Origin of the sequence: Caballeronia temeraria (assembly GCF_001544795.2) — a bacterium.
GTDB lineage: Bacteria > Pseudomonadota > Gammaproteobacteria > Burkholderiales > Burkholderiaceae > Caballeronia > Caballeronia temeraria.
The window spans coordinates 1-25,342 of sequence record NZ_FCOI02000006.1; the positions used below are offsets into that span (position 1 = coordinate 1).

Consider the following 25,342-nt stretch of genomic DNA (forward strand, 5'->3'; position numbering starts at 1 on the left):
CTCATCTCGTCCAGAAACTCCCGCTTACGCGTGCGTTTGGTTGAGAGGTCCAAGCCGAGATGAAGTTGCGTCATCGTTATGCCCCCAAGTCGTTGATTTGCTAATAGTACTCCTCAACGTCACTATGAGCTGGGGTTTTGCAGAGGTTCCTTAACCTTTTCGGCAAGCTGTAGTGGATGGTCACCCCCACCTCCGCCCCCACTTTGGGGGTAGGCTGCTTGGTACTTTCCACGGGAGGCCATTGTCATGCAAAGCGTCACGATGATTGGAATTGATCTGGGCAAACATTCTTTTCATGTTCATGGCCAAGACCGCGTTGCCAAAGCTGTGTTTTGCAAGAAGTCTTCGCGCAAGCAGCTGCTCGAGTTCTTTGCCACGTTTCACCCTTGTACCGTCGTGATGGAAGCTTGCGCCGGCGCACATTGGATGGCACGCAAGATCGGCGCGTTCGGACATATCGTAAAGCTGATCTCACCGCACTTCGTGCGTCCGTTCGTCAAGAGCAACAAGAATGACTTCGTTGATGCCGAGGCGATTTGCGAAGCTGCGTCGCGACCTTCGATGCGATTCGTAACACCGAAGACGGAATCGCAGCAAACTCTTCTGGCACTCCATCGGGTTCGCCAGGCTTTCGTCCGCGATAGAGTGCGTACCACCAACCAGATGCACGGATTTCTTCTAGAGTTCGGAATTAGTCTGCCGGTGGGTCATGCCGTTGTGAAACGCCTTCCTTCAGTACTGGCCGAGCACCCACTGCCGCCGCGTCTCGTAACGATATTTGAGCAGCTGCATGCGCACTTCAAATACCTTTCCGAGCAGATACGCGATATCGAGAAGGAAATCGAACGTCAACTCGCCGATGATCCGATCGGTCAGCGTCTGTTGACCATCCCCGGTGTCGGACCTATCACGGCAAGTCTGCTCGCCTCGGAACTCGGTGATGGCAAACAATATCGGTGCAGTCGCGACTTCTCGGCGTCGGTCGGACTAGTGCCGAGGCAATACAGCACAGGGGGAAAGTCAAACCTGCTCGGAATATCCAAGCGCGGTGACAAGAATATCCGTCACTTGCTGGTCCAGTGTGCTCGAGCATTCATGCTGCGCCTGGACAAACAACATGGTCGGATCGCCGACTGGACTCGCGCAATGCTGGCGCGACGCCATTCGAGCGTGGTTGCTTGTGCGCTCGCCAGTAAGCTTGCGCGAGTTGCGTGGGCGCTGGTGAGCCATGACACGGTATTCGAGCGACAAGCATCCGTTGCCGCCGCGTGACGGACGTAAGGTCGCAACTTTAGAGTCGACCCATCAGGTTTTGCGACTGCTGATAAGTGATGACGTGAACGGCCAAACGGCCTGACGGACACCCTGGAAGGTTAACCAGCTTTTAGAAGCTGCCCCTGTTATCAGGACCGTCAGGCGCGATTCTCATCGTGGCGCGAGGACTATTCCTCACAACGACGCCGGATAGATTTGTGCAAGCCATCCACCCATCAAGATCGCGGTTGCAAAAACGGGGGTGACCATAGATTAACCTTTGGCCATCTGAACAACTGGAGCCAAGGATGGGCGCGCCGATTGTTGAGGACGAACTGTGGGCACTGATCGAGCCATTGCTGCCGATGCCAAAACCACGGCGCAAGAAGTATCCGGGACGGTTGCCGGTTGCGAACAGGGCTGCACTGAACGGCATCCTGTTCGTGCTCAAGACCGGTATTCGCTGGCGCGACCTGTCGACAAAATTAGGATTTGGCTCGGGCTCAACCTGCTGGAGACGATTGCGCGACTGGCAGAAGGCGGGTGTGTGGAAGCGATTGCACGAACTACTGCTGGCGAAGTTACGCGAGGCAGGCGAACTGGACTTCTCGCGAGCAGCTGTCGACTCTTCATCTGTGCGAGCCGTTGGGGCGGGCGAAAAACTGGCCCGAACCCCACGGATCGTGCGCGACCAGGTTCCAAGCACCACATCTTGGTAGACGCCAACGGCGTTCCAGTTAGCGCGATCCTGACAGGCGCGAATCGCAACGACGTCACCCAATTGCTGCCACTCGTTGACGCCATTCCACCGATACGCGGCGTACGTGGCCGACCTCTTCAGAAGCCCAAAGTCATCTACGCAGACCGTGGCTATGACTCCGAGACACATCGTCAGAAGCTTCGCAAGCGCGGCATCAACCCGGTGATTGCCAAGCGCCGGACAGAGCACGGGAGTGGTCTGGGCAAATTCCGATGGGTTGTCGAACGTACTCATGCGTGGCTTCACAACTTCCGTCGCCTTCGTATTCGCTTCGAACATCGCGCCGACATTAACGAAGCATTTCTAAAACTCGGTTGCTCCCTCGTCTGCTGGAACATCTTCAGACGGACGGGGCAGCCTTTTTGAATCCGTCTCTTAGCTTCAGTTGAGGTCGGGCCGGTCACTGCTCAACCGCCTTTAAATTGGTTCTACGGTTTTGGTCCATTGCGGAGATGAGTTGATCTCTATGAGCCAAATTGAGTCTGTTTCCACCTCCCGCGCGTTGCGAAACGAAGATGTTGCCAACGAGCTTTCTCAGTCTTTCTGCCTCTGCTGAAGGCATCGACTTGAACATATACTTTTCGAGAAGCTTCATGAACAAGATCGATTTTGTGAACTTGTTGGTTTTTTCGTCCTTGGACAGCTTCTCCACCGCGTCTAGATAACCGGGAACGGACAAGTCGATTTGCAGCATGGTGCTCACTAGGCGTTCGATTGCATACTGCGACCCTTCGGCGTGTTCTTTCAAGACTACTTCCAACTGGTTCGTGCCAAGATACTCGAACATTATGCTTCCAATCACGTTCGGCACCACGAGTTTCAACAAATAGTCGAATGTCTGTTCATCGAACATTGGCATGATCTTCTTGATCTCAACGAACGCTTCGTTGTCGTGTCGCAGCTCGACCGAGAAGATTGCCATCAGTAAGATCTCACACCAGTAATGGGCGATACGGCGATAAGCTGAGCGCTTCAGGTCTCCGTCATCGATGAGTTCTGAGTTGCGCAAGATCGCTGACGTGATTTGGAGCGCCGAGATGAAGTCAGGTACGGTGCCTGGCGCCTTGCGCACGGTTAGGGTTGGCCGACGTTCAGGGACCAGTACTGTCTGTGCATCCGCCTCATCAAGCATCTCTTCACGGTGCTCGTCCGATAGCCTCGGCGGAAACAGCTCCCCCTTTAGATCATCGCGTTGTTGAACAGTGATAGGAAGTTCCTTGGCATCGATTTTCTCGAATACCGACAAGTCTAAGTCCAGCCGTATCGGCTTATAGTATTCGTCGAGTATTACTAGGGCAGCACGCAATGCGTCATCCCGACCGCGCTGCTTTCCCGTGAAGTAATCGATCTCCTGGCCGAGAGTCAGCAGCCTTTCTGCCGTAAAAGCGTCTCGAAAGAAAGCCTGTGATTCCTGAAGCCGCGTTGAAAGGAAGAAGGCCCGCAAACAGTCAAACTTGAAGTAGACCGCATCCTCAATGTCGTGAAGAACGCCCTTGCGCACAAGCTCTTCGATAAAAGGCGCGCCAGCTGCAGTCAAAAGCTTGTTCTTGAAGTACGACGCTGTGAACATCTCCAGTTCGTTAGATGTTACATAATCCCGTTCAAGTTGATACATGTAGAACGCTAAGTCGCTAAGAAAATGCCGTTTCGCAGTCGAATCTAGCCTGCTCCGGGACTTGGATTCGTGAAACTTGTCCAGCATCCCGTCGATCAGTGTATCGAGGACTTCCGCGTGATTTACGGGATCAAACGCGATATTCCTCTCGTGGACCCAGAGAAAGATCGATATCAAAAACGGAGTGCGTGGGATGTTCAATCTCTTGAGAGACGCGAGGATATTGTCGATCTCGTCTGTCGACTTGGCGTCGCTTCCCTGAAACCAACGGTGCATCAGCTCACGCGCCTGCTTCCGACCAAAGGAATGGACATACGCGACAAGCTGCTTGTCTATCAGTGCGGGAATGGATGCGCCCGCCAGCGATGTCTGAACGGTTTCGAGTATGGTAATGTAGTATTTATTGTTGGGATACTGCTTAAAGAAGTCCTCGACTAGTCCAACAAGCTTCGAGTCCGACAGGTCTAAATTGTCTAGGCACAGTGTCATCCGGCCGAGCTCGAGAAGTCGGACGAAGTGCGAGCGAGGATAGGAACCGTTCGAGAAGCCAACGATAGCTTGGAGAATGGCCGCCTTGGTCTGCTTTGTCAGTGCATGGAGGTTGACATAAGCGCTGATCGTCGTGGGATTGTTGGCTGCAAGTCCATTCTCTTGAGTACAGATGTACGTGAGCAGCGTCGTCTTTCCAGACTCTTTCGCCCCCACGAAAATGACGTTTGAGTCGCCGGATAGGAGCTGGCTCAATTGCAGCGGCTCGCTTTTCGGCGTATCGGACCCATTTGCGCCAAGCTGTCTCTCCGAAACCGAGTGTAAAGGAGGAACGACGAATAGCTGAGCGAGGTTCTTTGGAGCGACCTCGGAGATCGTCGAAGACAAAAGATGACTGTTGGCGGCTTCGCTGACAGCGGTCAAATACTCTTCTGACGGCAGAGCGTTCAACTGATCGGGCGCCTGCGAGCCGGCCATATTGAACGTTTGGCGGCCGCCCGCGGCGAACCGGTCGCTGGAGCCGAATTTAGCGCGCTCGTCGAAATACTCGCGCACAGACACGGTCCATTCGGATATATCTGCGGACACTTCAATGATCGAATACGAGTTGAAGTAGCCGCGACCTTGGTATAGGCACCCTGCGTTACTGACGAAAATCTTCCCTGACGGTCTGGCAAGCTGCAGAACGTCGCCATGATGGTTGTGTCCAAAGAAGACTGCGTCGAACTCGTCGTAAACCTTGCGTTGGACGGCCGATTGGTCGAACTCCGCTAGCCAAGGAAACGGATGGTGCAGCAGCGCAAACTTCATGTCGCAGTGACTTAAGCTGCGCGCCAGTTGCTCGACTTGACGCCCTCCTACCAGCAACTTGCCATAGTCAGCGTTCTCAGATCGCCCCGTGGCGCACCAGGCGGAATTAAGAGCCGCAATCCCCATTTTCTTCCCACGAACATCCAGCTCGTAGGACTCGAAAAGGCCATTCGACACGGCCCTCGACGCTTTGACGAACTTATCACGAATACCTCTGAAACCTTCGAATGGGGCAGAGAGTGCCAAAACGCTGAACGGGTCGTCGAGAGTTCTATTGACATCATCGACAGTCTTCAAGCCGTCAATCGCTAGCTTCGCTATAGCGCTGCGCTTCGACTGTTCGACGTCGTGATTGCCCGGAACAATAAAGACAGCCGACGCATCGGTGCCTGCACTTGCAAGTAATGGCGTGAAGAACCTTTCTTCGAGGGATTCAAGCGTTTCCATAGGGAACGCGCCCTTCCCAACAAGATCGCCGGTGAAAAATATCAGGTCAATTGGCCCAGAGGCAGTTTTGAGATCTCGTAGGTCGGCAAATAGCGCGTCCAAGACGACACGCTGATCCGCATAAAGACCATTCATCAAGTGAAGGTCCGAGAGGTGAAGAATTCTTATCGGTTGCATTTGTGGGTTCTTTTTTTGCGACTGCGAGCAGCGTTTGCTCACACACAGACAGGGTGTTGGCACGAAATTCGATCTTTTGCAAGAGAATGTTATCTCTGCGGTGCATATTACAGCCTTAGATCTGGTCTTGAAGTCATGTCCGTCGAGCCAAGGCAAGAGTTCAATAACGGCAGACTTTCCGGAAACTTTAGCGAAACAGGTTCCTGCAACACCTGAGTATCGCTTTGGGCCTTCCGCCCTCGAATTGACGCCGGCGCATACGAGCCTCGCTCTACACAAACTTCATTCGTGAGCCGCTCCACTTAACGATCACCGGCGCGCTTTATAAAGACGGGGCCACCTGGTCAACGCGAGGGGTCAACGGTCGCTGGGACTCTGTCCGATGGTGCGCTAAGATAGCGAGCCACAGAATTCAGAATGGAAATATGAAGCCGCTCATGTTTATTGGCTCTTCCGTCGAAGGGCTTCCCGTCGCCGAGGCAATGCAACACAACCTGTCGTACACCGTTGATTCGGTACTCTGGTCGCAAGGTGTATTCGATCTCTCCAAGAATACACTCGCAAGCTTGATCCAGACTGCCAAAGCGTGCGACTTCGCGCTGTTCATCCTTTCACCCGACGATCTTACTAAACTGCGAAAGGAGGAACACAAAACGGCTCGAGACAATGTGCTGCTTGAGTTTGGACTTTTTGCCGGTTTGCTTGGCCAAGATCGGGTCTTCTTTGTTGTACCGTCTGATGACGAGTTCCACCTTCCCACAGATCTTCTGGGTCTAACTGCCGCAAAGTATTTTCCGGGTGGTCATGGTGGCAACCTCTTTGCGGCTCTTGGGACTGCGAGCACTCTAGTGAAGCAAGCGATCGCGAAACTAACGAAGCCGTTGGCCGGATACACGAATCTTAGTGGTTCCTGGCGCGGAATGTGGGGTTTTACTCGAGAGAGCTATCCAGCGCAGAATGAATTTGAGGCTGACGTTATCCATGTAGGAGACACAATCCGAACGGCATTCGAATCGAACGGCGAACGCTACGATTTGACCGGTAAGATACACCGCGGCAGTTTCATCACTGGGATGTGGGGGCATCCTGACGCTGGCGCTTCCTACTTTGGACCTTTTCAACTAGTCATCAGCCCGAATGGAAGGACGTTGACAGGGAAATGGTGCGGTTTCGGGCGAGACGTTACCGTTGATGCCGGACCGTTTGTCTGGGAACGCGTGCAGACGTCCAACGAGTCGTAATCGCGTGCAGGCGACAGATACCGACGAGCTCTGCCGGCCAATGAATGCTCGTCCGACACCTAGAGCCCTGCTTAGATGCATCAAGCAAGCGTGTACCGGCTGGCAGTCGGCGCCGACGTTTCGCCGCACGCGCAGTCGGCGGCCGAGGCCGTTCCATGGAACCGGAGCAGTCGTTCGAACGTCCGGTCCATGGTGGGGGACACCGTCTGCACTTGGCCGACGTCTGCCGAATGACCGCCGTGCGAGCGTCGGCCTTTGCAGACGCTCGCCGGGCAGGCGTCGAGCGGAGGCTGCATTGCCGCTTGCGGTCATTGGCGGTTCATTTCCCCACCAATGGCGCTCCAAGACATTTGCCTCTTCGACCTTAGTACCGTCGAACTATCAGTCTTGAGTGCGGTTTGACTCAACCAACTCGTTGACTTCTCGCACTCGGTCCTGCAGAAAGTTGACATCCGCTATTGATGCCGGTGGCCCATCCACAGCGTGCACAATGCACGTCCTAATCTGCCAGATACTCTCCAATCTGGGGAGAGCGTCTCGACTAAGTAGTCCGAGGATCACTGCGTCACGCATCTGAGACAGGGGAGACTCAAAGCTCTCTTCCCTTCCTCTTGTCTCGTCTCGTTGCAATGTTTCTCTGACGATGGCCTCGAGCGAAGCCCAAGCGAATAGCAGAGCAGCGTCGACAAGCTCGGGTTCCTGTAAAACCGAATAGCGAGACTTCTCTAGGTATTCGCGCCATCTAGAAGCGCTCTTCCTACCAACTATAGGTAAATGGCGTGAACGCGGGTTAGAGAGGATGAAGAGGAATTGCCAGCCTTCTTGCGCGTTAATCATGTCCGAGATTCTTGCTAACTCGGCATCTGAACGCAAGCTCTCAGATGATTTAATACTCACGATCAAACCATCGTGGTCTGACACCAAGATGAGATCAGGCAGATATCCTTCTGCCCGAAGAAATTCCGGCAAATCGGATGAGGCTCGAGGGACAGTAGCCCGATAACCTTTCTTCGAGTATTCATCCGCTATATCGCGAATGCGTTGCCGCTCACGGTTACTGGATTTATGATTCATTTATCGAGCACTCCATCGTGAGGGCACTCCTCGACACGAATATGCAGGAATTCAACTCCTTCCGAAAATGCGATGAGAAGCGGAGCTGATGCACCCATAATTTGATAGGAGCCATCGAGCGCACGCTTTCGAGATTTAGTTTCGTGACATTGCGAATCATCGACGAAGACGAGCCCGTTCAATGCGTCTTGAATGGGCTTACCGATATTATCCACATCGGGCGTTTTGCCCGAATAATAATATGTTACCGTGATCTTGACGGGCGCTTTTACCGGTTGCATCCCGCCCGGGACCCTGGCTGCTGCAGCCCGTCGAACTTGATCCTTCCATTCTCTAAGTCTCACCCGGTTGTGGGTCTGGGCAGAGAGCGGCGGACCCTTGATGGTGAACTCAAACGGCAGCATCGAGCGACACTAGATTCGTCCGTAGCACAAAGTGAAGAACTGGCTGATCATGCCATCGCATGGGAGGCGGCGCAACCGGGAATGGTCGAAGCGACCACGCATAGCTAAAGGAAGTCCGAAGTCGCGCATGGACGTGGGAGAAATGCGCCGGATTTCAGTCGACATTCTGTTAAAACTTGTTTGAAGGTTCGGAACGGGCGCTGCAGGGTAAATTACGAGAAACGTCAGGCAAGAGCCCTGGCATACGATTGATTTAGGAAACAATCAGGTAGGGCGGGTAGTCGGATGCTTCGTATTAGCAACAACATTTTCCGCCCGGAAGGGTCTTTCGGTCGCTATAAATCCCCTGACAAGTAATGTGGCAACCGATCGTGCGATGAGATCAACACAAAATCACACGAGTTTGTCGAGAGACAAGCAAAAAGCATCAGTCGCGTCCGGCAGCGCGAATCGCACAAAGCAGTGATTATTTGAGCCGAATGTCCGGCACAAAACTATCCTTCTATCGGCTCAGGACCGCAGTTTCCCCTTCCCCTCGGACAGCTCTTGCTCTGTTGCTCTACGCCCGTTACGGTCAGTCGGCAACCGAGGATATTCCTCTGCCCGCCACGCCTTCAACTCGATGAACGCACGTCGCGGCCTGAAGACACGACTCGTGAACTGTGGGTTGGCAATACGCAATCGTTGACGCAAATCGCCGCCGCTTAACTTTGGCTTTCATGGCGCGGCCGCTCCGCGTTCGATAGCGATCACATCTGCGCGCACACGTCAACGTCCGCAAAGGCCGAATATGGAGAATTGCCGCCCTCCGTCGTTTCTCTCGGTTCCGTTCACAGCGGTCGCGCGCCCGGCCTGCCGACGTTCCAAGCAACTCTGCGCCGACCGCGGCGATGGCGAAGAGGAGAGCGATGTTGATATGGAAATGCCCTTGCGTTCACCGACGTACAAATGGCCGGTCCGCCCGCGCCCCAACGAGGCGCGCGCCACAACGACGCGCCCCTAGCCTGTTATCATTTTGCCGCACCCGTTGAGCAAACTCCCGTTCCTTCTTCGCTGATGTCATCTCGCCGCCCTCGCTTGCAAGCTGCTCGATCGCTGTCTCGCAAACCGCTCAGTAAAGACATGTTGCTGCCCTTGCCTTCGTCAGCGGTGCAGACCGTCGCGCTGTCGAATCACTTGACGTTCGCCGCCTGTCGCGCCGGCGCCGGATCCGCGCATCTTTTTAACGAGCTCATTCAACTGGTCTACGGCACGTTCTTTGTTCAAGATGCCGGCTACGGTGACACGGATGTAATCATTTATGCGCGAGCTGAAGCGGCTCTGGAGCGGGGCTTGCAACGCGCTGAAGACGAGCGACTATGGGCACTCGAGGCGGCCGACCTGCCGATGTTCGAAGCAGTGCTGCAACAGGCAGACCGCCAATTAGCGAGCGCGCCAAGGTACGTTCATGTTGGTGCACGAGACCGGCTCAAACGCTTTGCCGCCAGCGGGCGCGCCTCGCCGCTCATGTCCACAGCGTCGCGCCACTGACCGCAATCGGTTCGTGAAATGGCGAACGCGCCATCCCTTACCGTACATTACGCGCGCGCGGCGAAAGTCGTTCACTTGAGAAGGCGGCCGATATAATGGAAAGCGGAAATCACGCATTGCACCGGAGTTCTCCTATGAGTCAAACCCGCGGACCGAATGCGGGATATCGGGGCAAGCCAAACAGTCGGCGCCAACCTCATCACCTGTCGAATCCGAATCGCGCAGCGCGAGGTCAACCTCCTTTAGGAGCGACTGATGGCGGAGCCGCGCAGGCGTCCATTATCAAAACCCGTTCGTTGAAATTCCTCATCGATGCGGTCGGCGCGGAGAATATCGCGTTGGCGCTCGACTCCAGCTTGACCCGGATCGCTGAACTGATGCGCGGAGAGCGATTTACGCCCGAGACCGCCTTCCACATGGAAACGACGCTTGGACTACCTTCCGGCTTTTTCGACCAACATTATCCGGTCCTCTCGCCGGAGGCAATCGCGCGTCTGAAGGCGCCGCTCGAGTTCGTCCATACGGACGAGATCAGCGATGAAGGTGACGTCGAGAAAGCACCCTTCCCTCCCAGTGCGCAGAAGCCATCGCTGCTTGTCAGCAGTTTGTCCAAGGATACGACAATGCCGTCTAAGAGTTCAACGCAAGCGCCGGGCGCGGCCAAGACCCGTGCCCAAAAGGCTCCTGCGCAGACAAGCGGTCAAGCTGCAAGAGCAGAAGATTCGCCGAAGTCGCACCGGTCGCATCAAGCGGCCGAGCGGAAGCAGGCCCAGCCAAACGGCGGTGCGACCGTAGAGCGCATCAGGCAGGCCAACCTTCACGTTCTCACCAAACGCAACGGTTCGAAGGTCAAGCTCGGCGCGGTCTTGGGTCTTAGCGGATCGAATATGGCGCACCGACTCCACGGTAAAAAGCGCATGGATGACGCTGAAGCCGAGCGCTTCACCGCGGGGCTTGGCCTGCCCACGGGCTGGCTCGACACACCTCGCACTGAAGCCGACATTCCCGAGTCGGTTGCGCAGTTGCTCGCGCCCGCATCACGCGTGCGCGTGCCTGGCCAAGCACCGGCGCCCACAGCTGCAGCGGCGTATGAGGACACACGGGTCGCAGCCGCTGCGACGAGCGAGATCGATCGAGCGCTGTCTAGCACTTCGAGCGATCCGCACGCCGAGCCATCGCCAGATGATACGGCGGGAGACGGCGACAGCGTTGCCAGCGCTCAGCACGAGACCGTCAGCAGTGCCGTTGCAACACGCGCCGACAGCCCCATAGAACGTATCGAAAGCCACACGCCAGCAGCCGTTCCTGCACCGGTGGCGTTGCAGCCCGCGGTTGCAATGTCCTCGCCTACAGACACGTCACCCTCCTCCACTTCCGCGACCAACTTGGACGGTCTCGATGGGATCGCGCCTATCGCAGAGGCGCTCCTGAAGACGCTCGCCGGCAAGGCACGCACCGGTCGCTTGGACGAGCTCAAAGCCTTGGAGTTACTGCAACAGGCGGTTCTGCTCTAGCAGCGCCGTCTCGGCCCTGTCCGTGGGTGCGGGGCTCGGACGATCGGATTCGCGCTGCGCGGCGGGCTTCGCGCGAATACCGAGTTGTCGAGTTGACGCGTAAGAATCGCGTTAGTCGCAGACCGCTTACTGGCCGACTCTCTACGCCACGCGGCGATCGTCGCTCGTGCCGACGTCCACCTGTTCTTGTGCGATATTCTCGACGTCGAGCTCAAGCGCGGACAGCCGGGCAACTTGAACGGGAAGTAACGCATAGGCGATGCGAAGCTCGTGCAGACGCGCCCTCCAGTAACGAACGTTGATCGGCAACGGAACGGATGTTGCCCGTACGGCCGTCACCACTTTCCGGATATGAGCGAGTTCACGATCCGCTTCCAGGGACGTCCGCTTCAGCATGCCGGGTGAAGTCGCCGGTCCTTGATTGTTTCGGTTTGCTACGATTGACTTCATACGCTGTGCATCTCCTGATCCATTGAGACCAGCGTATCCAGCCATTCGAGAAGTCAAGGAAGCATGCGGGGCATGTAACGGGCTTAGCTCTAGAGGGTAAGCAATGCCAGGCTCACACGAGCGCGCAAGCGGCGCCGACGCTGTATCAGCAGAAACCTTTTTCCTTCTGGTCTAGCGCCTGTCGGCTTCCAATCGCGTGTGCAACGCGCGCCCAACAAGCGAGTCCGCATGGCGAATCAGGCGTCGCACGCAATCGTCCACCGCTGCCTTCGAAATCTGACTCGCAGTTGCCGCAGCGACGAGGGCATCATAGGCATCAGTGACGTCAGTCATCGACACTTCATAGCCGTAGCCGGCCTCCATCCATTGCAGTGCGCACAGCGCACAGTCCATTGCGAACCGGGACTGCTTTATCTCGAAATCTCGCGCGGCTCGTATCAGCGTTTTCGGATCGGTGGGACTCTGTCTGGACAGCGCGACCGCCTGATCGAACAGGCCAGCTTCTTTGGCAGCGGCAAACCATTTGCCTTCTGACCCGGGCTCACTTCCGACCAGGTCGGACAAGATAGTTTCCGGCGTTTTCGCGGGATATTTCTTGATGATGGCCCGGAACGTTGCGAGGTAAGTGCCTGCACGATTAGCGGCGATCGCGTAGCGCTCATAGGCCTCGTCAGTCATGCCGGATTCGAGGAGGATCTTCTCGCAGGTGCGCGCGATCGCGGATTCGGGCGCATTCAGCCCTCGGCTCGCTTCAGCAAGGCGAAGCGCGTCGCCCCGACGTCCGAGGCAGACCAGCGCGTCGACGGCCCAACGTCGATACCACCAGGAACTCAGCCGATCGCGCCGCACCAGCTCAACGATTTCCTCGAAGCGGCCGGCTGCGTAAAGCGAGCTCAAGCACGGCACGGCACCGACGAAGTAATTGAATCCTTCAGCCTCCAGCACATGTGTGACGAGCGGCAACAACCGGTCGGCCCAGTCAGATGCCAACGCGGGCGTCACGCACAAGGCTCCCCAATGTTCGCCCAGGCTCTCGATGTAGGCCATCTGATCGTCCTGCAACGCCTCGAATAGTCGTTCCAGCCAACGCTGCCGTGCTGCAGGTGTAACGTCGGCCGAGGCGATCAGTGGGACAAGCGCCTCGATCGTACGATTGACCGCGCTGCCGAGGGCGCCCGAGGAACTATCGACGTGCTCGAGCGCAGGCGACAGTTTTTCAAGAAGAAGAACGGCTCCGTCGGCCGCGAACGCGGGATCGGTGCGGGCGACCGAACGGATTTCGGAGACCGCCTCCTTCAGGCGTTGGATCGGCAGCGACGAACGCCATCCGAATGCGTTGCGTCGGAAGCGTGAAGCAAATGTCCATTTCGGTGAGGGCATGACAGTCACGTTCCATCAGCAGAGTGCAGCGTCGAAAATCCTTGCGCTCGAGCAGGTGCGGCGATCGGGATGCGATATTTGAGGTGCGATAGCTGAAGTGCGATAGTCTGTGGCGCGCGCATCAGTTCATCGACGGTTTCAGGACGCGGCCAGCATCGTCCCTCGACAGGCGTCGGACCCGCAGCGACACGCATAGAGCCGCTTGAGCGCAGCAGATTTTCGTCCGGCCACAAAAAGTCGATAGTCGATAAACAACTCTTCTCCTGGCGCGATGTCGCGCAGCGCGTGGAAGAACACCCGGCTGCCGTCTTGTTCGGTCTTGCAGTTCGGCGCGCAACCGTGATTGACCCAACGCGCCGAGTTGCCGCCCTGCGCACCGTCGATCACACGCCCGTCGTCGAGATCGAAGTAAAACGTGTGGCCGTCTTCGGCGGCCGAGCGCGCATACTGGCGCTGTGCTTGTGCCCACGACACCCGCTTGCCCTTGTATTCGAGGATCGTCTCGCCAGCACCGATCTGGATGAGCGCGAATACGCCGCGTCCGTGGACCGGCGAAGAACGTACAACGATGCGGCGCATGATTTTGCCCTTCCCTATTGCTGTGACCTGGTGAGCGACACGATGTGCCGCCGCGCCATCTCGGCATGATACGATCGCCGCACGCCCGTCGATACCCCTATGCCTTCTTCACCCGGTCGCAGCCGCATCAAACGCAAACCGCCCCGCGGTACCCTCATGCGGTACGAGGATCGCATCGTTGAGGTGCTGGGCGAAGCGCGTGGCCGACGGATCATGATCCGCTCGATTCATGCGGACGGCACCGAACGTCGCACGGCCGTCAAGCTCAATAGCCTGCGGCCGCTCGAAGCGCAACTCTTCTAAGTCGGCGGCGTGACGGGCGCCGCCCTCGCTCACGCTTGATTGACGGCGTCCTTGAACGCCTTGCCCGCGGTGAATTTGACCGTCTTGCCTGCCGCGATCTCGATCGGCTCACCGGTCTTCGGATTGCGACCGGTGCGCGCGGCGCGTTCGCCGACCCCAAACGAGCCAAAGCCGATCAGTTGAACGGCATCACCTGCCGCCACCGTCTTCGCGATCGTTTCAAACACGGCATTGATGGCCTCCTCTGCGGCGAGCTTGCTCGTGCGGGCTTCAGATGCCACTGCGTCAATCAGTTCCTGCTTGTTCCTTAAAACGCTTCCTTTCTGTTCGAGACAAACCCGATCATACCGAACGCGGGCCACGCATCAGATCGCCGACCCTCTGCTCTCTACGAGTTTGCGTCGGTCACATCCAAATCGAATAAGTCCGAAGTCGCGCTGCGCGCGTCAAGCAGCTCAGGCAAATCGCCATTTCGGACCTTGGCTAGCGTCTCCGACGGAGGCCTGTGGATCTCGGGATCCAAGTCGAATGTATTCCCCGCTGCCGCGCGTGGCGAATAGCATCCCTCTCGTTTTTTCGTTGTGGCGTTGCGCGACCTTCGAACCAAGCGCAGTGGCGCGTATTTATTCATGGCGCCGTTTTCCGTTTCGGCCCCAGTTACCCAGGCGCCACCAGCCGAAAGCTGGCTTTTCGCGATCAGGGACCTCGGCGCCCGGCCGGCCTTCCCAAAAGGCGTCCACGGCCACGCGTTCGACCGGCGGCGTGATCTGGCGATTTTCGAAGCCGAAAGGGACTTGGTTCTAATCCTGATAACTCGTGTAAGCAGGATTACGCTTAATGCGGCCGCCGCGGTGGCGCTCCGTTCAGCGGCGGTGCCGGCCGCGCCGGCAGGGAGACGTCAAATGGCTCGCGTTCAAGCGTGATAACTCGTATTAGCACGCTTGAGTTTAATGGTGGTGGCTTGCCATCGGCGACAAGCGTCGTCGGAGCGAGTCCATTCGGTCGGCCGGCGGTTCTACTCATAAGTACTGCATACAGATTTGCGTTCAATAGATCAATGGGCGCCGCAAATCTACGCCACGCGGCGCACGTGGTTCGGACGGCGGATCTCCCTTGTTGCTTGTTCGATATCGTCGACACAAGACTCGAGCGCAGACAGCAGAGCAAGCTGTACGGGAAGCAATGCATAGCCGATACGCAGATCACGGAGGCGTGCCCTCCAGTAGCAAGCGCTTATGGGCAACGTAGCTGACTTTGATGCCCTCACTGCCCGCACTACTGCCTGTATATGAGCAAGTTCACGATCGGCTTCGAGGGAAGTCCGTTTCCGCGCCTCGGGCGACGGTGGGCCGGTTCGACGGATGGGATTTGCAACCTTTGTCTTCATACGTAGGGCCTTTCGCTGATTTCGTTGCAATCAGCGTACGCCGGCTCACGGAAAGTCAAGGCGAGTACCAAGCATGTAGCCGAAGAAATGTGGGACCGCCGCGGCGGCGCGGCTATTACTGAGCGCGCGATGAAGAGGAGCTGGAAAACCCTGGGCGGCGCGGGCACCCTGACGGTCGTGTTGTTCGCGGCTGGCTTCGGTGCTGCGCGTGCGGTGGACGGCGAGCACGGCTTCGATCAGCGCAATCTTGCACGTACGCTCGCGCCGCTCGGCGCCGAGCAGCAATGCGAACGTTACTCGGTGCTGCCGGCCAGGTGGCGCGACGAGCCGCGCGCGGGCATGGTGCGTTTGCGCGGCAGCGAGTTTGTCTTCGGCAGCGGACTCGGCTATGCGGACGAACGTCCCGCACGCGACGGCAGGATCGCGAGTCCGCGCCTTCTGGATCGCCCGGACCGACGCGACGAACGCACAGTTCGCCGCTTTCGTCGATGCAAGCGGCTCTGTGACTGATGCCGAGCGTCGGTGCGGCGCGGTGATGTTCCACGTACCGTCTCGCGAGGAGATGAGCGCGCGCGACCTCGCCTGGTGGACATGGCTGAAGGGCGCATCGTGGAAGCATCCGAACTGCTTGTAGGGTACATGGAAAGGTCACGAGAACCAGCCGGCGAAGATGGTGACGCTCGCCGACGCCCTCGCCTATGCGCACCGGCTTGACCACGACCTGCCGACCCAGGCCGAATGGGAATATGCCGGCAAGGCGGGCCGCGAAGGCGCGGAGGTCGACGCCGCCCTTCGCGATGGAGGCGGCAAGCCATCGGCGAATTACTGGCAAGGCGTTTCCCCGGTCCTCGATGCCGCCGAGGACGGTCTTGCGGGTCTCGCGCCGGTAGGATGATATGCGGCCAACGGTTTCAAGCTGTACGACATGATCGGCAACGCATGGGAATGGACGAAGGACCCCTAACCGGGACCGCGTCAGCCGCATGCGATCGGCGATACGGCGGCGGTCGCCCCCGCGGACACGCACGACACCGCGATGGTCATCAAGGGCGGCTCCTTTCTCTGCGCGCAGGACTATTGCGTCCGATACCGCGCATCGTCGCATGAGCAGCAGGAAGCGGATCTTCCCGCCTCACATATCGGTTCTCGCGCCGTATCGAGAGACGCCTGATGCACGTGCGCCTCGCACTCGCCGCGATGCTCGAAAGCTGGATGATCTCTTCAAAGAACGCAGGGATCGCACCGCGCGGCCACATTTCAGTTCGATACCCCAACTCGAGCCGCGCTCGACATGTCGTTCGAGCGCGCGTTCCTAGATCGAGCGCTTGCCGCCGAAGCGTTATATTGGCTCGCGGCCGGGAGGCCCATCGTTGCGGCGATCGCTGGACGAAAGTCGCTTCATAACCGTGTGACCAGAACTGCACAGTGGCCGCGTCGAGCGCAGCCTCCTCATCGAACCACGCGGACACGGCATGCAGCAGGTCCTCTTCCTTACGCCGTCTTCGGATAATTGGACGGGAACAACGCACGCTTCGTCTCATCGTCGTTTACCGTCTTGAACGCATGCTTCTTATTCATGGCGCGCGCGCGTTCGACGGCGGGCCGCGCGTCGATCTTCGCGAACCAGCGCTTGAGTTCCGGATATGGCCCGAGCGGATCCTCGCTCGACTTGAACACGCGCGATGCCCGATCGACCCAGCCCCACGCGGACATGTCCGCGATCGTATAGCTGTCGGCCACGATGTATTCGCGGCCCTTGAGCCTGTCGTTCAGCACCTGATAGTGACGATCCGCCTCTCGCCGATAACGATTCACCGCATAGTCGAGCCCTTCCGGCGCCGCGTACTGAAAGTGCACCGCCTGCCCGGAATACGGTCCGAGCCCACTCGCTACGAACATCAGCCACGAAAGAAGCTGCGGGCGATCTATCGGCGCGCCGGCGAACTGACCCGTCTTTTCCGCAAGATATAGAAGGATCGCGGTCGAGTCGAACACAACAGCCGGCTTGCCGCCCGGCCCTTCCATGTCCACGATGGCGGGCACCTTGCCGTTCGGGTTGATTGCGCGGAACTCGGCCGAATGCTGTTCGCCCTTGCTGGTGTCCACCGGCTTCAGTTCATATGGCAGCCCGGATTCTTCGAGGAAGAGCGCGATCTTTGCGGGATTGGGTGTCGGGTGAAAGTAGAACTCGATCATGGGATGGTCTCGTATCGTGGCGATATCGCGTCATTTTAGATCGAACGATCTTTTATGCGCAAAAGCGGATCTGAAGGGCTACTAGTCGCGAGCAATGCTGGCGTAAGGGAGCACGAACGCCGTCGCGCTCGATCGAATGTTAGCCGGCGCACTCGCACGAGCGTCACTTCCTCAACCTAGGACATCATCCCCTTCGCGTCGTGTCGACGGCGAGAGAATGGAGCGCGCGAGAATCACCACGCCTGCGGAAAACGGCACCAAAATCGACAAGACGCTCGACGAAACGGACGGATCGGCACCCGAGTCAGAGAAGATCAGTCGGCGAAAACGAACACTGAAGGATCGGACTCATCGAGCAAGAACCTCGACGAGCACAACGACCAGCCAGGTTTTATGTCCCGCCTGTTCGACTGGGCAAGGGGGCGAGTCGCGGACAATGCTTGTCCGGCAGCGCATACGCGATGACCGAATCGCCGAGCTTCGTCAGGAACGAGCCGTGGTCGCCCGCCACGATTAGCCCGTATTGCTTGCCGTTCGCTTCATAGGTCATCTGGCTCGCCTGTCCACCAGGCGTGCAACCGCGCTTCCCTCAGCTTTTCACCGGTGTCGGTGCTGAAGGTACAGGTAACGCGGCCCGAGGCGAAAGGGACGGCATGACAATCCGGCAGCACACCGCCTCGTCTAGCTGACGAAGACGATGTCGCGGTCGGACGAATTTCCGCACGAGAAATACGCGATGCGCCCGACCCGCAGTTGCAGCAGCACTCGTTCGAGCCCGAAGACCTCGCTGCCATCACTTTGCCTGCCGATTACAGTCGCACGAAACGCCTCGGTCCCTTCGCGCTTGATCGCCATGAGGCGCCGAACCGCGCCCTGCCGAGTGGTGAAGTATCGATTCATGAACGTTCGCGTCGTTTTTGCTCATACGATGGTAGCGCGGCCGCCCTTAAGCTAATGTTATGCAGGACACACCGCAGTCCGACAGCGTTGGAAATAAAACTTCGCCACCATCAAACAACCATGACATTCAAGATCAAAGCGGCGGACCTCAAGCGCATGGAAGAGGGGCTCGATATCCTCAGCGCGGAGCGCGTTCGACTGGGACACGCGGTGGGCGTGTTCAACGAAGCACTCGTCTGCGCGCGCGCGACACTTCAGGCCGCGGTCGATGACTACAATCAGAAGGGCAGAGATGTGCGCGCGGATTTCGAGAATGTGCACCGGGCACTCGAAAAAGCCTACAGCGAGCGTTCGGAGGACTGGAAAGATGGCGAAAAGGGCACGGCCGTAAAAGAATGGCTCGACACACTCGAATCGTTCCCTGAGAACATCGTCGATGTATCGCTTGACGAGTTCATCGACGAACTTGAACTCGAAGACCTGGTCGGCGATGACCCGAGGGACGACTTCAAAGACGTGGGCCAGGAACCGGGTGAAGCATGAAAGCCGCCCGAAGAAAAATCAACAAGCGACCCCGAAGCCAATCAGCAACTGCTGGCCGAGAGAGCAACCATCACCTTGGCGTATTCCTATGGACCTTCGACATCCACGGACGACCGCATTGGAACCTTTGACTTCACCGCATGGACTACGAGGGTTCGCGCACCTGATCCAGTCGTTGACGCAGAAGCATCTGGATCCTGCCGAAAGCCACGCCGTATCCGACTCAAGTGATTCGCTTGGTACGAAGGATCCTCTGGTCTCGCAAGTGCTCGAGCAGGCAGAGGCAACGCTACCGGCAACATCGCAGCGCGTGTTTGTGTTTCCGTCCGACAAAAAATCTCCAGCGGCCACGCGAAAGTCAGGCCGGTGACGCAAACAGACCACGTCACCGATGCTGCACTTTCCGTGTTGCCATGTAGGCGTCAAACAGTCCGGTATGCAGCCGACTCAGTTCTTCGCGTAAGGTCACCAGTTCATACTGGTCGCCTTCATGTTCGCGTCGCAGAATCTCCCCGAGCAAGGCGGTCGCACGCGACGCCGGCAAATCTCGCTGGACGCGCGCCTCGCCCAGCCGACTCGCGAGCGCTGGCTTGACGACAACTAGCCAGGCCGGAAACCACGTATAGTCCTCGATTTCGCCTGTGCCGGAGAAGTCAGCATCGAAGTGCCGGCGCAGCGCATCGAGCGAAGCGTCCCGAAGCCCGGCGATCAATGCGGCGAACCGCGACGGTGCTAGCCACGCCAATTCTGCAAACAGCGGCCATGCCGCATCGAGACCGCCCGCTCGATAGCGTGCTTCGGTCATCCAGGCGAGTGGCGACGGGATGCGCCACCACGATTCGATCGTGTTGATGGCGTCGGTGGCCGCCGCCCAGTTCCCTGCTCGAAGCCATAGCGGCGCGGCGTGACTTTCGCTGTGGGTCGCGCAGAACGGCAGTGGTGCCGCGCGCTGGGCCAGCGAGCGCCAGCAAGGTGTCGTCCACGCGTGAACGTCCGGTGCGGGCAGCACCCGTTGGGCCGCAGGCATCACAGCATCCTCGAGGTGTCGAAGTACCCAGGCCAGTTCAGCGTGGTCGGTCAGTGGAAGGCTTGACTCGTTCTCGAGTTCCCGAACAAGCGTCGTCATCGCCGGCAGCGCGCTGTCGTCAGGGTATTCGCTGGCAAGCTGCGTCAGTGAGGTCCGTGCGTCCTCCGCATGGCGACGCTGCAAGTGCTCCACGACGTCATTGCGCAGTACTACGTCGCGGCTGTCGGCGAATATATCGAGCTGTTGCATGCTTTGCGGCATCGTCGTCGCACTCAGGAATGTCGTCGATGAAAGCGATCAGGCTAATCCATTTCAACCCGTCGAGGAAGCGGTTGCCGATGCTTTCGGCGGTCTTTTCACGGGCCACCTGGTGCCGCAGGTGCGCCTCACAACAAAGCGCCTACCGACGCGCATCCAGCATGGTGCCTCGACAGCGGCGAGCGCCGCACCGACATGCGTAAAGGCGCTTGAGCGCCGCCGTTCGGCGCCCTTCGACATCCAGTGCGTAGTCGATGAAGACCTCGGCGCCCTCTTCAATCCTGCGGGTCGCCCGAATGAAGACCCGGTCGCCCTCCTGCTCGGCTTCACAGTTCGGCGCGCAACTGTGATTGATCCAACGCGCGGAGTTGCCGCCTCGTGCGCCATCGATCATGCGTCCGTCGTCGAGTCCGAAGAAGAACGTATGTCCGTCTTCCGCGGCCGACCGTTCATACCGGCGCTGTGCCTCTTTTGCCGAGATGATCTCGCCTTTGTACTCGAGGATCGGATCACCAGCGGAAATCGTCACGGCGGCGAACACACCGCGACCGTGAATGGGCGAATGACGGACTGCAATGCGGCGCATGGACGAGACTCTGGTGTGAGAAGGAACGAAAATATCTGCGCTGAGGTGACGACAGGCATAATCGCATCATCGCATGTCAGCCTGTCAAGAAATGTCCGCTCCGCCTCGTCGCACGAAACTCAAACGCAAACCGGCGCGCGGCACCCTGGTGCGCTATGAAGACCGGATCGCGGAAGTGCTGGGCGAAGCCCGCGGGCAGCGCGTCATGATTCGCTCCATTCACCCGGACGGACAGGAGCGCCGCACCGCGGTGAAATGGGTGAACCTCATACCGCTCGAGACTCAGCTTTTCTGACCCAGCGCGACCCGTCGAACGGGTGATGCGACGGCTGGCTGGCCGCCTGCGGCCGTCGCGCGTCACCCCGGTCGCGCTGCGCTCACGTCTGATTGACGGCGTCTTTGAAGCCTTTCCCGGCGGTGAACTTCACCGTCTTGGCCGCTGCGATCTCAATCGCCGCACCAGTCTGCGGATTGCGACCGGTCCGCGCGGCGCGTTGGCCGGTTCCGAACGATCCAAAGCCGATCAGCTGAACGGTGTCTCCCGCGGCCACCGTTTTCGAAATCGTCTCAAACACCGCGTTGATCGCCTCTTCAGCGGCGGTCTTGCTCGTACCCGACTGCGACGAAACGGCGTCGATCAATTCCTGCTTGTTCATTGAACCCCCTCTCGATTGAAAACGAATGCGATCTTACCGGACCGCGACGAAAACATGCGGCCGCCACTGCTACGAGGCAGCATCGGCGGCATCCAGGTCGAACAGATCCGAGGTCGTGCTGTGCGCAGCGAGCAACTCGGCTAAATCACCATTACGAACCTTGGCCAGCGTGTCCGACGACAGCCAGGTTTCTTCCATCGCGTCGATGCCTTCCTCGATCATCCGCTGCAGAAAGAACGATTGCTTCCGCCCTGTGGCCTCTGCCAGCACGCGTAAGCGCTGCTCGATGACCGGGTCAATGCGCACCGCGACGACCCTCAACTTGTTCTCTGATGATCTTCTCACCTATTCGCTCCTTCTGACCGTCGGCGCGACTGGAGCGCCAACCGGTCATGGATCGCGCCAGCCGTTGGCGCCATCCGGTCATTATCTATGTTCGAGCTTTCGCTCTCGCCGTTTTGCCCACCGCTGCCTTTCGGGCTGGTCGTCTGACGGGCGGACTGGATTCTGCCGTGGGCACACGCCGCGCCGGCGCGCGCATCGTTCCGCGCAGCGCCTTCAACTGCTCTTGAAGCGACTCGTGCGCCGCTCCGAGCGCGGCGAGCTTGCCTTGCAGCACCCCGGTCTGATGGCGGGCATCGCCCTGCTGCGCCTGCAGCCCGTCGACGGTTCGACGGTGCTCGGCCTCGCGCTTGTCGGCGCGTTTGGCTGCCTCAGCCAGTTCCTTCTGAGCCTTGGCCGCCGCGCTGCGTTCGCGATCGATCTCCAGCAGGGCGCGCTTTTCCGTCGCGCGCAGGCGCTCCTCAGCCCGGTTGGCCGTCTCCCGCAGTTTCTCCAGATCGCGCGAAAACGTGTCGCGCACCTTCTCCAGCTCCCGTTCGCGCGCAACCACCGCTTCGCCGAGCCGCTTGATCTGTGCCTCAAGCGCCTTGCGCGTGGCCGCCTCTTCCGCCTGCTGTCGCTCCAACTCCCGGATCTCAACTTGGGCCGCCAGCAGCGCGGCGGTGCGCTGCTCCAGCGCGGTCTCCGTGCGACCCAGTTCCGCTCGGGCCGCGACGACTTTCTGCTCCGCCTCGGCGCGCTGCGCCTCGACCTCGTCACGCAGCGCGGTCAGTTCGGCCTGTGCCGACGTGCTCGCACGTGTCCACAACGTGCCAATCAACTCACCGGCCGCCTCGCTGAGATCGGCCGGCAGATCCGGATGCTCGATGCGCACCCGGCTCTTCTCGCGCAACTCGGTCCAGAACTCGCCCAAGACCGACGCCGGTGTGCTCATCGTGCCGCGCCGCACCAGGTTGTAGAGGCGATTGGCCGTGGGTGGCACACCAAAGCGGAAAAACAGCAGCGCGCACACCTCCCGATAGAGCTCGCGCGTCTTGGGGAAGTCGACCTTGAGGCGCTCGATTTCCGCGGCGAGACGGGTTTCGTCGGACGGGATTGCAGGATGAGCGTCGGACATGGGCGCAGAGGTTGAAACAACGCGTCCATAATACAACGTATCTAACGAGAGAACCAACGCGGGCGCGCCGCAGATTTGACATTACGCTTATAATGTTGAGGAACGTCCCGGCCTGCCCTCGGAAAAATCACCGTGACTCGAACGCCTTCGGTCCCCACTTCCCCGCCGTACTCGCTCCAGCCGGCACCGCTCGAAACGCTCGTCGTCCCCGCCCGTCTGGATGGCTCGGCCGGGTTGAATCGCGCAGTCACCGGGCGCGCCCAGATTGCGGCCGACAACGATCTCGACGCGATCCGCGCATGGCTCTCGCGCTTCGTCGAGACAAAAGCCACCTTCGAGAACTACCGCAAGGAGGCCGAGCGGCTCTTGCTGTGGTCGGTGGTCGAAATGGGCAAACCCCTCTCTTCGCTGACACACGAAGACTGCCTGCGCTATCAGCAATTCCTCGCCAACCCGCAACCCGCTTCCACATGGGTAGCCGGAGGCGGCCGCAAGCATCCGCGCAGCGACGCGCGCTGGCGGCCGTTCTACGGCCCGCTGTCGCCGTCCAGTCAACGCCAGGCGGCCGTCATCTTGAACGTGATGTTCTCGTGGCTGGTGCAAGCCGGCTATCTGGCCGGCAATCCGCTGTCGCTCTCCCGCCAGCGCGCCCGCCACACCGCGCCGCGCATCACTCGATATCTGGAGCCGAGCGTCTGGCAAGAGGTCAAGGACTTTATCGCCACGATGCCGAAGGAAACAGACCGGGAAAAGGCCCACGCGTACCGCGTGCGATGGCTGTTCACCCTGCTCTATCTCGGCGGGCTGCGCATCGCGGAGGTTGGCGCCAACACCATGAGCCAGTTCTTCGTGCGACGCGATGCGGACGGCACACTGCGCTGGTGGCTGACCATCCACGGCAAAGGCGACAAACAACGGCTCGTGCCGGCCACGCGCGAGATGATGATGGAACTGTCCCGCTATCGGCAACACCTTGGATTGAGCGCTCTGCCGTCGCCCAACGAAAACACACCGCTCGTGCTGCCGATGGGCGCGACGGCGTCAAACGAACGCATCGAGACCTGCGCGCCGCTCACGCGCGCGGCGCTTCACGCCATCGTGAAGGAGGTCTTTGCGGGCGCTGCGTCGCGCCTACGCGAGCGCGACGATACGGCAAGCGCGCAAGCTGAGCTGCTCGAAAAAGCTTCCGCGCATTGGCTCAGGCACACTGCGGGCTCGCACATGGCCGATCAACAGGTCGACTTGCGCATGGTGCGTGACAACCTCGGGCACGCATCGCTGACCACGACCAGCATCTACTTGCACGTCGATGACGATCGGCGCCACCAGGAGACCGAAGAAAAGCATCGGGTAGACTGGTGACGCTGAGCGACGCAAGGACCAACCACGCACCGCACCGCCCGCCTCCCGCTCTCTTCCCGTAACCGCAACACCGCTCATGAACGTGCCCGTGCCGGAACCGCAGATCGCCGCCGACAAACAGACCCTCAACTTCGTCCTCGATTGGCGCGGGCAAAACGTGACGTGCGTCGTCCCGCGCAAGTGCCTCGAAATGTATTTCTGGCTGCCGCCGAATGCGGATGATGGGCGAATGCTAAAAGTATTCAGGGATGGGTTTTCTCGGATCGAAGCGGTCGCGCGACGCAAGCTGCTGGCGCGGCCAGCGCGCTCGGTCACCCTGACAGAGGCCGACTTTTCCGGTGGTTGAGCCCCGCTAGCCTGTCTTCTTGGAGACGTCCTTCTGGACTTTTCGAGCTCGTTGCTAAGCGAAGGCGCCTTCATGGCGAAGCCTTCGAATGCGGTTTGCGTCACTGACGATTAGTTGCATTTGTTTCGCAGGTTGCCATTTGCCAGGCGCAGCACATCGACAGGCTTGCGTATCGCTCGAACCCGGCGCTCTTCCGGTCCACCGACGACCCCATGCTCGCGCGTGCACGAGCGCAGCTGACGGTCAACGGCGTATTGAAGGCGTATTCAATGGCGAGCCGGGGCATCGCTATGCTTGAATGGATCGGTAAGTTGCGCACCTGCCGCGACCTTGTGAGTCGACACCGTGGCACGCTGCCCCGGCCTGCGTTGCGATGCACCCGATGGCGCGTTCTACGCCCTCCGATACTGCTCGGGCCCGATAGGTGTTCTACGCCTTCGGGCGATGTCATCGCTACCGATCTGGACTTCGCCACCTATCTACCGAAGGCGGCGCATGTCGGCGTGATACACCGTAGCGCGTTCGGCGTGGAGAACCATGTGTGGGTGCGGATCGCGTATGCTGTTCCGATGCTCACGCTGCGCGGCGCGTGCTG

24 protein-coding genes and 3 pseudogenes are annotated in these 25,342 nt (G+C 59.1%); 12 read left to right on the forward strand and 15 right to left on the reverse strand.

From position 1 onward, the window contains the following. The first annotated feature begins 246 nt into the window (after positions 1–246). The 3 genes and pseudogenes from AWB76_RS10950 to AWB76_RS39040 all read left to right on the forward strand — a co-directional run bounded on the left by AWB76_RS10950 (position 247) and on the right by AWB76_RS39040 (position 2,380). Positions 247–1,272 (forward strand): IS110 family RNA-guided transposase, encoded by a 1,026-nt coding sequence (locus tag AWB76_RS10950; protein WP_061160198.1) that lies wholly within the window; start codon positions 247–249, stop codon positions 1,270–1,272. A 347-nt stretch (positions 1,273–1,619) separates the two neighbouring features. Beyond that, positions 1,620–1,757 (forward strand): annotated as a pseudogene (locus AWB76_RS42085) (transposase); the annotation flags it as partial. A 44-nt stretch (positions 1,758–1,801) separates the two neighbouring features. After that, on the forward strand, positions 1,802–2,380 hold the full coding sequence (locus AWB76_RS39040) for an IS5 family transposase (protein ID WP_244173305.1): 579 nt from the start codon (positions 1,802–1,804) through the stop codon (positions 2,378–2,380). Positions 2,381–2,414: 34 nt separating this feature from the next. Here the strand turns inward: AWB76_RS39040 and AWB76_RS10960 are convergent, their stop codons facing one another. Beyond that, a complete protein-coding gene (locus tag AWB76_RS10960) occupies positions 2,415–5,552 on the reverse strand; it encodes a metallophosphoesterase (RefSeq protein ID WP_074171319.1) in 3,138 nt (1,045 codons plus the stop codon). A 425-nt stretch (positions 5,553–5,977) separates the two neighbouring features. On the opposite strand from AWB76_RS10960, the gene AWB76_RS10965 reads away from it, so the two are divergent. Further along, a complete protein-coding gene (locus AWB76_RS10965; protein WP_061160200.1) occupies positions 5,978–6,793 on the forward strand; it encodes a nucleotide-binding protein in 816 nt (271 codons plus the stop codon). 381 nt (positions 6,794–7,174) lie between these two features. On the opposite strand, the gene AWB76_RS10970 is transcribed toward AWB76_RS10965, so the two are convergent. Continuing rightward, positions 7,175–7,867 (reverse strand): hypothetical protein, encoded by a 693-nt coding sequence (locus tag AWB76_RS10970; RefSeq protein WP_157696095.1) that lies wholly within the window; start codon positions 7,865–7,867, stop codon positions 7,175–7,177. After that, positions 7,864–8,271, reverse strand: coding sequence for a RusA family crossover junction endodeoxyribonuclease (locus tag AWB76_RS10975; protein WP_061160202.1), 408 nt, complete (start codon positions 8,269–8,271; stop codon positions 7,864–7,866). The genes AWB76_RS10970 and AWB76_RS10975 overlap by 4 nt, the downstream gene beginning before the upstream one ends. 1,122 nt (positions 8,272–9,393) lie before the next feature. Between AWB76_RS10975 and AWB76_RS10980 the strand changes: the two genes are divergently transcribed. Both AWB76_RS10980 and AWB76_RS10985 read left to right on the forward strand, forming a co-directional pair. After that, positions 9,394–9,801 carry a hypothetical protein gene (locus tag AWB76_RS10980; protein WP_061160203.1) on the forward strand — a complete coding sequence of 136 codons (408 nt, stop codon included), beginning with the start codon at positions 9,394–9,396 and terminating at the stop codon, positions 9,799–9,801. A 134-nt stretch (positions 9,802–9,935) separates the two neighbouring features. After that, a complete protein-coding gene (locus tag AWB76_RS10985; protein ID WP_063936326.1) occupies positions 9,936–11,315 on the forward strand; it encodes a hypothetical protein in 1,380 nt (459 codons plus the stop codon). 141 nt (positions 11,316–11,456) lie between these two features. On the opposite strand, the gene AWB76_RS10990 is transcribed toward AWB76_RS10985, so the two are convergent. The 3 genes from AWB76_RS10990 to AWB76_RS11000 form a co-directional block, all read right to left on the reverse strand. Continuing rightward, entirely contained in the window at positions 11,457–11,765 is a 309-nt protein-coding gene (locus AWB76_RS10990; protein ID WP_074171320.1) for a hypothetical protein, read from the reverse strand. Positions 11,766–11,936: 171 nt separating this feature from the next. Next, positions 11,937–13,145: a hypothetical protein gene (locus AWB76_RS10995; protein ID WP_061160205.1), complete on the reverse strand. Its 1,209-nt coding sequence runs from the start codon at positions 13,143–13,145 to the stop codon at positions 11,937–11,939. A 138-nt stretch (positions 13,146–13,283) separates the two neighbouring features. Then, complete coding sequence (locus tag AWB76_RS11000; RefSeq protein ID WP_061160206.1) at positions 13,284–13,724, reverse strand: SET domain-containing protein; 441 nt, start codon at positions 13,722–13,724, stop codon at positions 13,284–13,286. Positions 13,725–13,880: 156 nt separating this feature from the next. Here AWB76_RS11000 and AWB76_RS41565 point away from each other — a divergent pair, with 156 nt between their 5' ends. After that, entirely contained in the window at positions 13,881–14,027 is a 147-nt protein-coding gene (locus AWB76_RS41565; RefSeq protein WP_244173306.1) for a hypothetical protein, read from the forward strand. Positions 14,028–14,056: 29 nt separating this feature from the next. On the opposite strand, the gene AWB76_RS11010 is transcribed toward AWB76_RS41565, so the two are convergent. Beyond that, positions 14,057–14,389, reverse strand: a complete 333-nt coding sequence (locus AWB76_RS11010; protein WP_061160208.1) for an HU family DNA-binding protein — start codon at positions 14,387–14,389, stop codon at positions 14,057–14,059. A 1,154-nt stretch (positions 14,390–15,543) separates the two neighbouring features. On the opposite strand from AWB76_RS11010, the pseudogene AWB76_RS11020 reads away from it, so the two are divergent. Continuing rightward, positions 15,544–16,585 (forward strand): annotated as a pseudogene (locus tag AWB76_RS11020) (SUMF1/EgtB/PvdO family nonheme iron enzyme). Between the two features lie 320 nt (positions 16,586–16,905). Here the strand turns inward: AWB76_RS11020 and AWB76_RS11025 are convergent. The 3 genes and pseudogenes from AWB76_RS11025 to AWB76_RS40815 all read right to left on the reverse strand — a co-directional run bounded on the left by AWB76_RS11025 (position 16,906) and on the right by AWB76_RS40815 (position 18,510). Then, the gene (locus AWB76_RS11025; RefSeq protein ID WP_061160210.1) at positions 16,906–17,610 is read right to left on the reverse strand and encodes a glutathione S-transferase family protein; all 705 of its coding nucleotides are present in this window, start codon (positions 17,608–17,610) and stop codon (positions 16,906–16,908) included. Positions 17,611–18,001: 391 nt separating this feature from the next. Further along, positions 18,002–18,227: pseudogene (locus AWB76_RS39050) on the reverse strand (hypothetical protein); the annotation flags it as partial. Between the two features lie 64 nt (positions 18,228–18,291). Beyond that, positions 18,292–18,510: a hypothetical protein gene (locus AWB76_RS40815; RefSeq protein ID WP_157696096.1), complete on the reverse strand. Its 219-nt coding sequence runs from the start codon at positions 18,508–18,510 to the stop codon at positions 18,292–18,294. Between the two features lie 87 nt (positions 18,511–18,597). Between AWB76_RS40815 and AWB76_RS11030 the strand changes: the two genes are divergently transcribed. After that, positions 18,598–19,053, forward strand: a complete 456-nt coding sequence (locus AWB76_RS11030) for a hypothetical protein (protein WP_157696097.1) — start codon at positions 18,598–18,600, stop codon at positions 19,051–19,053. 385 nt (positions 19,054–19,438) lie between these two features. On the opposite strand, the gene AWB76_RS11035 is transcribed toward AWB76_RS11030, so the two are convergent. Together AWB76_RS11035 and AWB76_RS11040 are read right to left on the reverse strand one after the other, a co-directional pair. After that, positions 19,439–20,329: a hypothetical protein gene (locus AWB76_RS11035; protein ID WP_063936333.1), complete on the reverse strand. Its 891-nt coding sequence runs from the start codon at positions 20,327–20,329 to the stop codon at positions 19,439–19,441. Between the two features lie 151 nt (positions 20,330–20,480). Further along, positions 20,481–20,924: an SET domain-containing protein gene (locus AWB76_RS11040; protein ID WP_061160213.1), complete on the reverse strand. Its 444-nt coding sequence runs from the start codon at positions 20,922–20,924 to the stop codon at positions 20,481–20,483. 73 nt (positions 20,925–20,997) lie between these two features. Here AWB76_RS11040 and AWB76_RS11045 point away from each other — a divergent pair, with 73 nt between their 5' ends. After that, the gene (locus AWB76_RS11045) at positions 20,998–21,219 is read left to right on the forward strand and encodes a hypothetical protein (RefSeq protein ID WP_244173307.1); all 222 of its coding nucleotides are present in this window, start codon (positions 20,998–21,000) and stop codon (positions 21,217–21,219) included. A gap of 82 nt (positions 21,220–21,301) precedes the next feature. Here AWB76_RS11045 and AWB76_RS11050 read toward each other — a convergent pair whose 3' ends face one another. The 3 genes from AWB76_RS11050 to AWB76_RS11060 form a co-directional block, all read right to left on the reverse strand. Beyond that, positions 21,302–21,580 carry an HU family DNA-binding protein gene (locus AWB76_RS11050; protein WP_061160214.1) on the reverse strand — a complete coding sequence of 93 codons (279 nt, stop codon included), beginning with the start codon at positions 21,578–21,580 and terminating at the stop codon, positions 21,302–21,304. A gap of 69 nt (positions 21,581–21,649) precedes the next feature. Beyond that, the gene (locus tag AWB76_RS11055; RefSeq protein WP_061160215.1) at positions 21,650–21,925 is read right to left on the reverse strand and encodes a YlcI/YnfO family protein; all 276 of its coding nucleotides are present in this window, start codon (positions 21,923–21,925) and stop codon (positions 21,650–21,652) included. An 85-nt stretch (positions 21,926–22,010) separates the two neighbouring features. Beyond that, complete coding sequence (locus tag AWB76_RS11060) at positions 22,011–23,039, reverse strand: DNA-binding protein (protein ID WP_061160216.1); 1,029 nt, start codon at positions 23,037–23,039, stop codon at positions 22,011–22,013. A gap of 132 nt (positions 23,040–23,171) precedes the next feature. On the opposite strand from AWB76_RS11060, the gene AWB76_RS11065 reads away from it, so the two are divergent. Both AWB76_RS11065 and AWB76_RS11070 read left to right on the forward strand, forming a co-directional pair. Beyond that, positions 23,172–24,401 carry a tyrosine-type recombinase/integrase gene (locus tag AWB76_RS11065; protein WP_096031285.1) on the forward strand — a complete coding sequence of 410 codons (1,230 nt, stop codon included), beginning with the start codon at positions 23,172–23,174 and terminating at the stop codon, positions 24,399–24,401. Positions 24,402–24,477: 76 nt separating this feature from the next. After that, positions 24,478–24,747, forward strand: a complete 270-nt coding sequence (locus AWB76_RS11070) for a DUF1488 family protein (RefSeq protein WP_061160218.1) — start codon at positions 24,478–24,480, stop codon at positions 24,745–24,747. Positions 24,748–25,342: the final 595 nt, after the last annotated feature.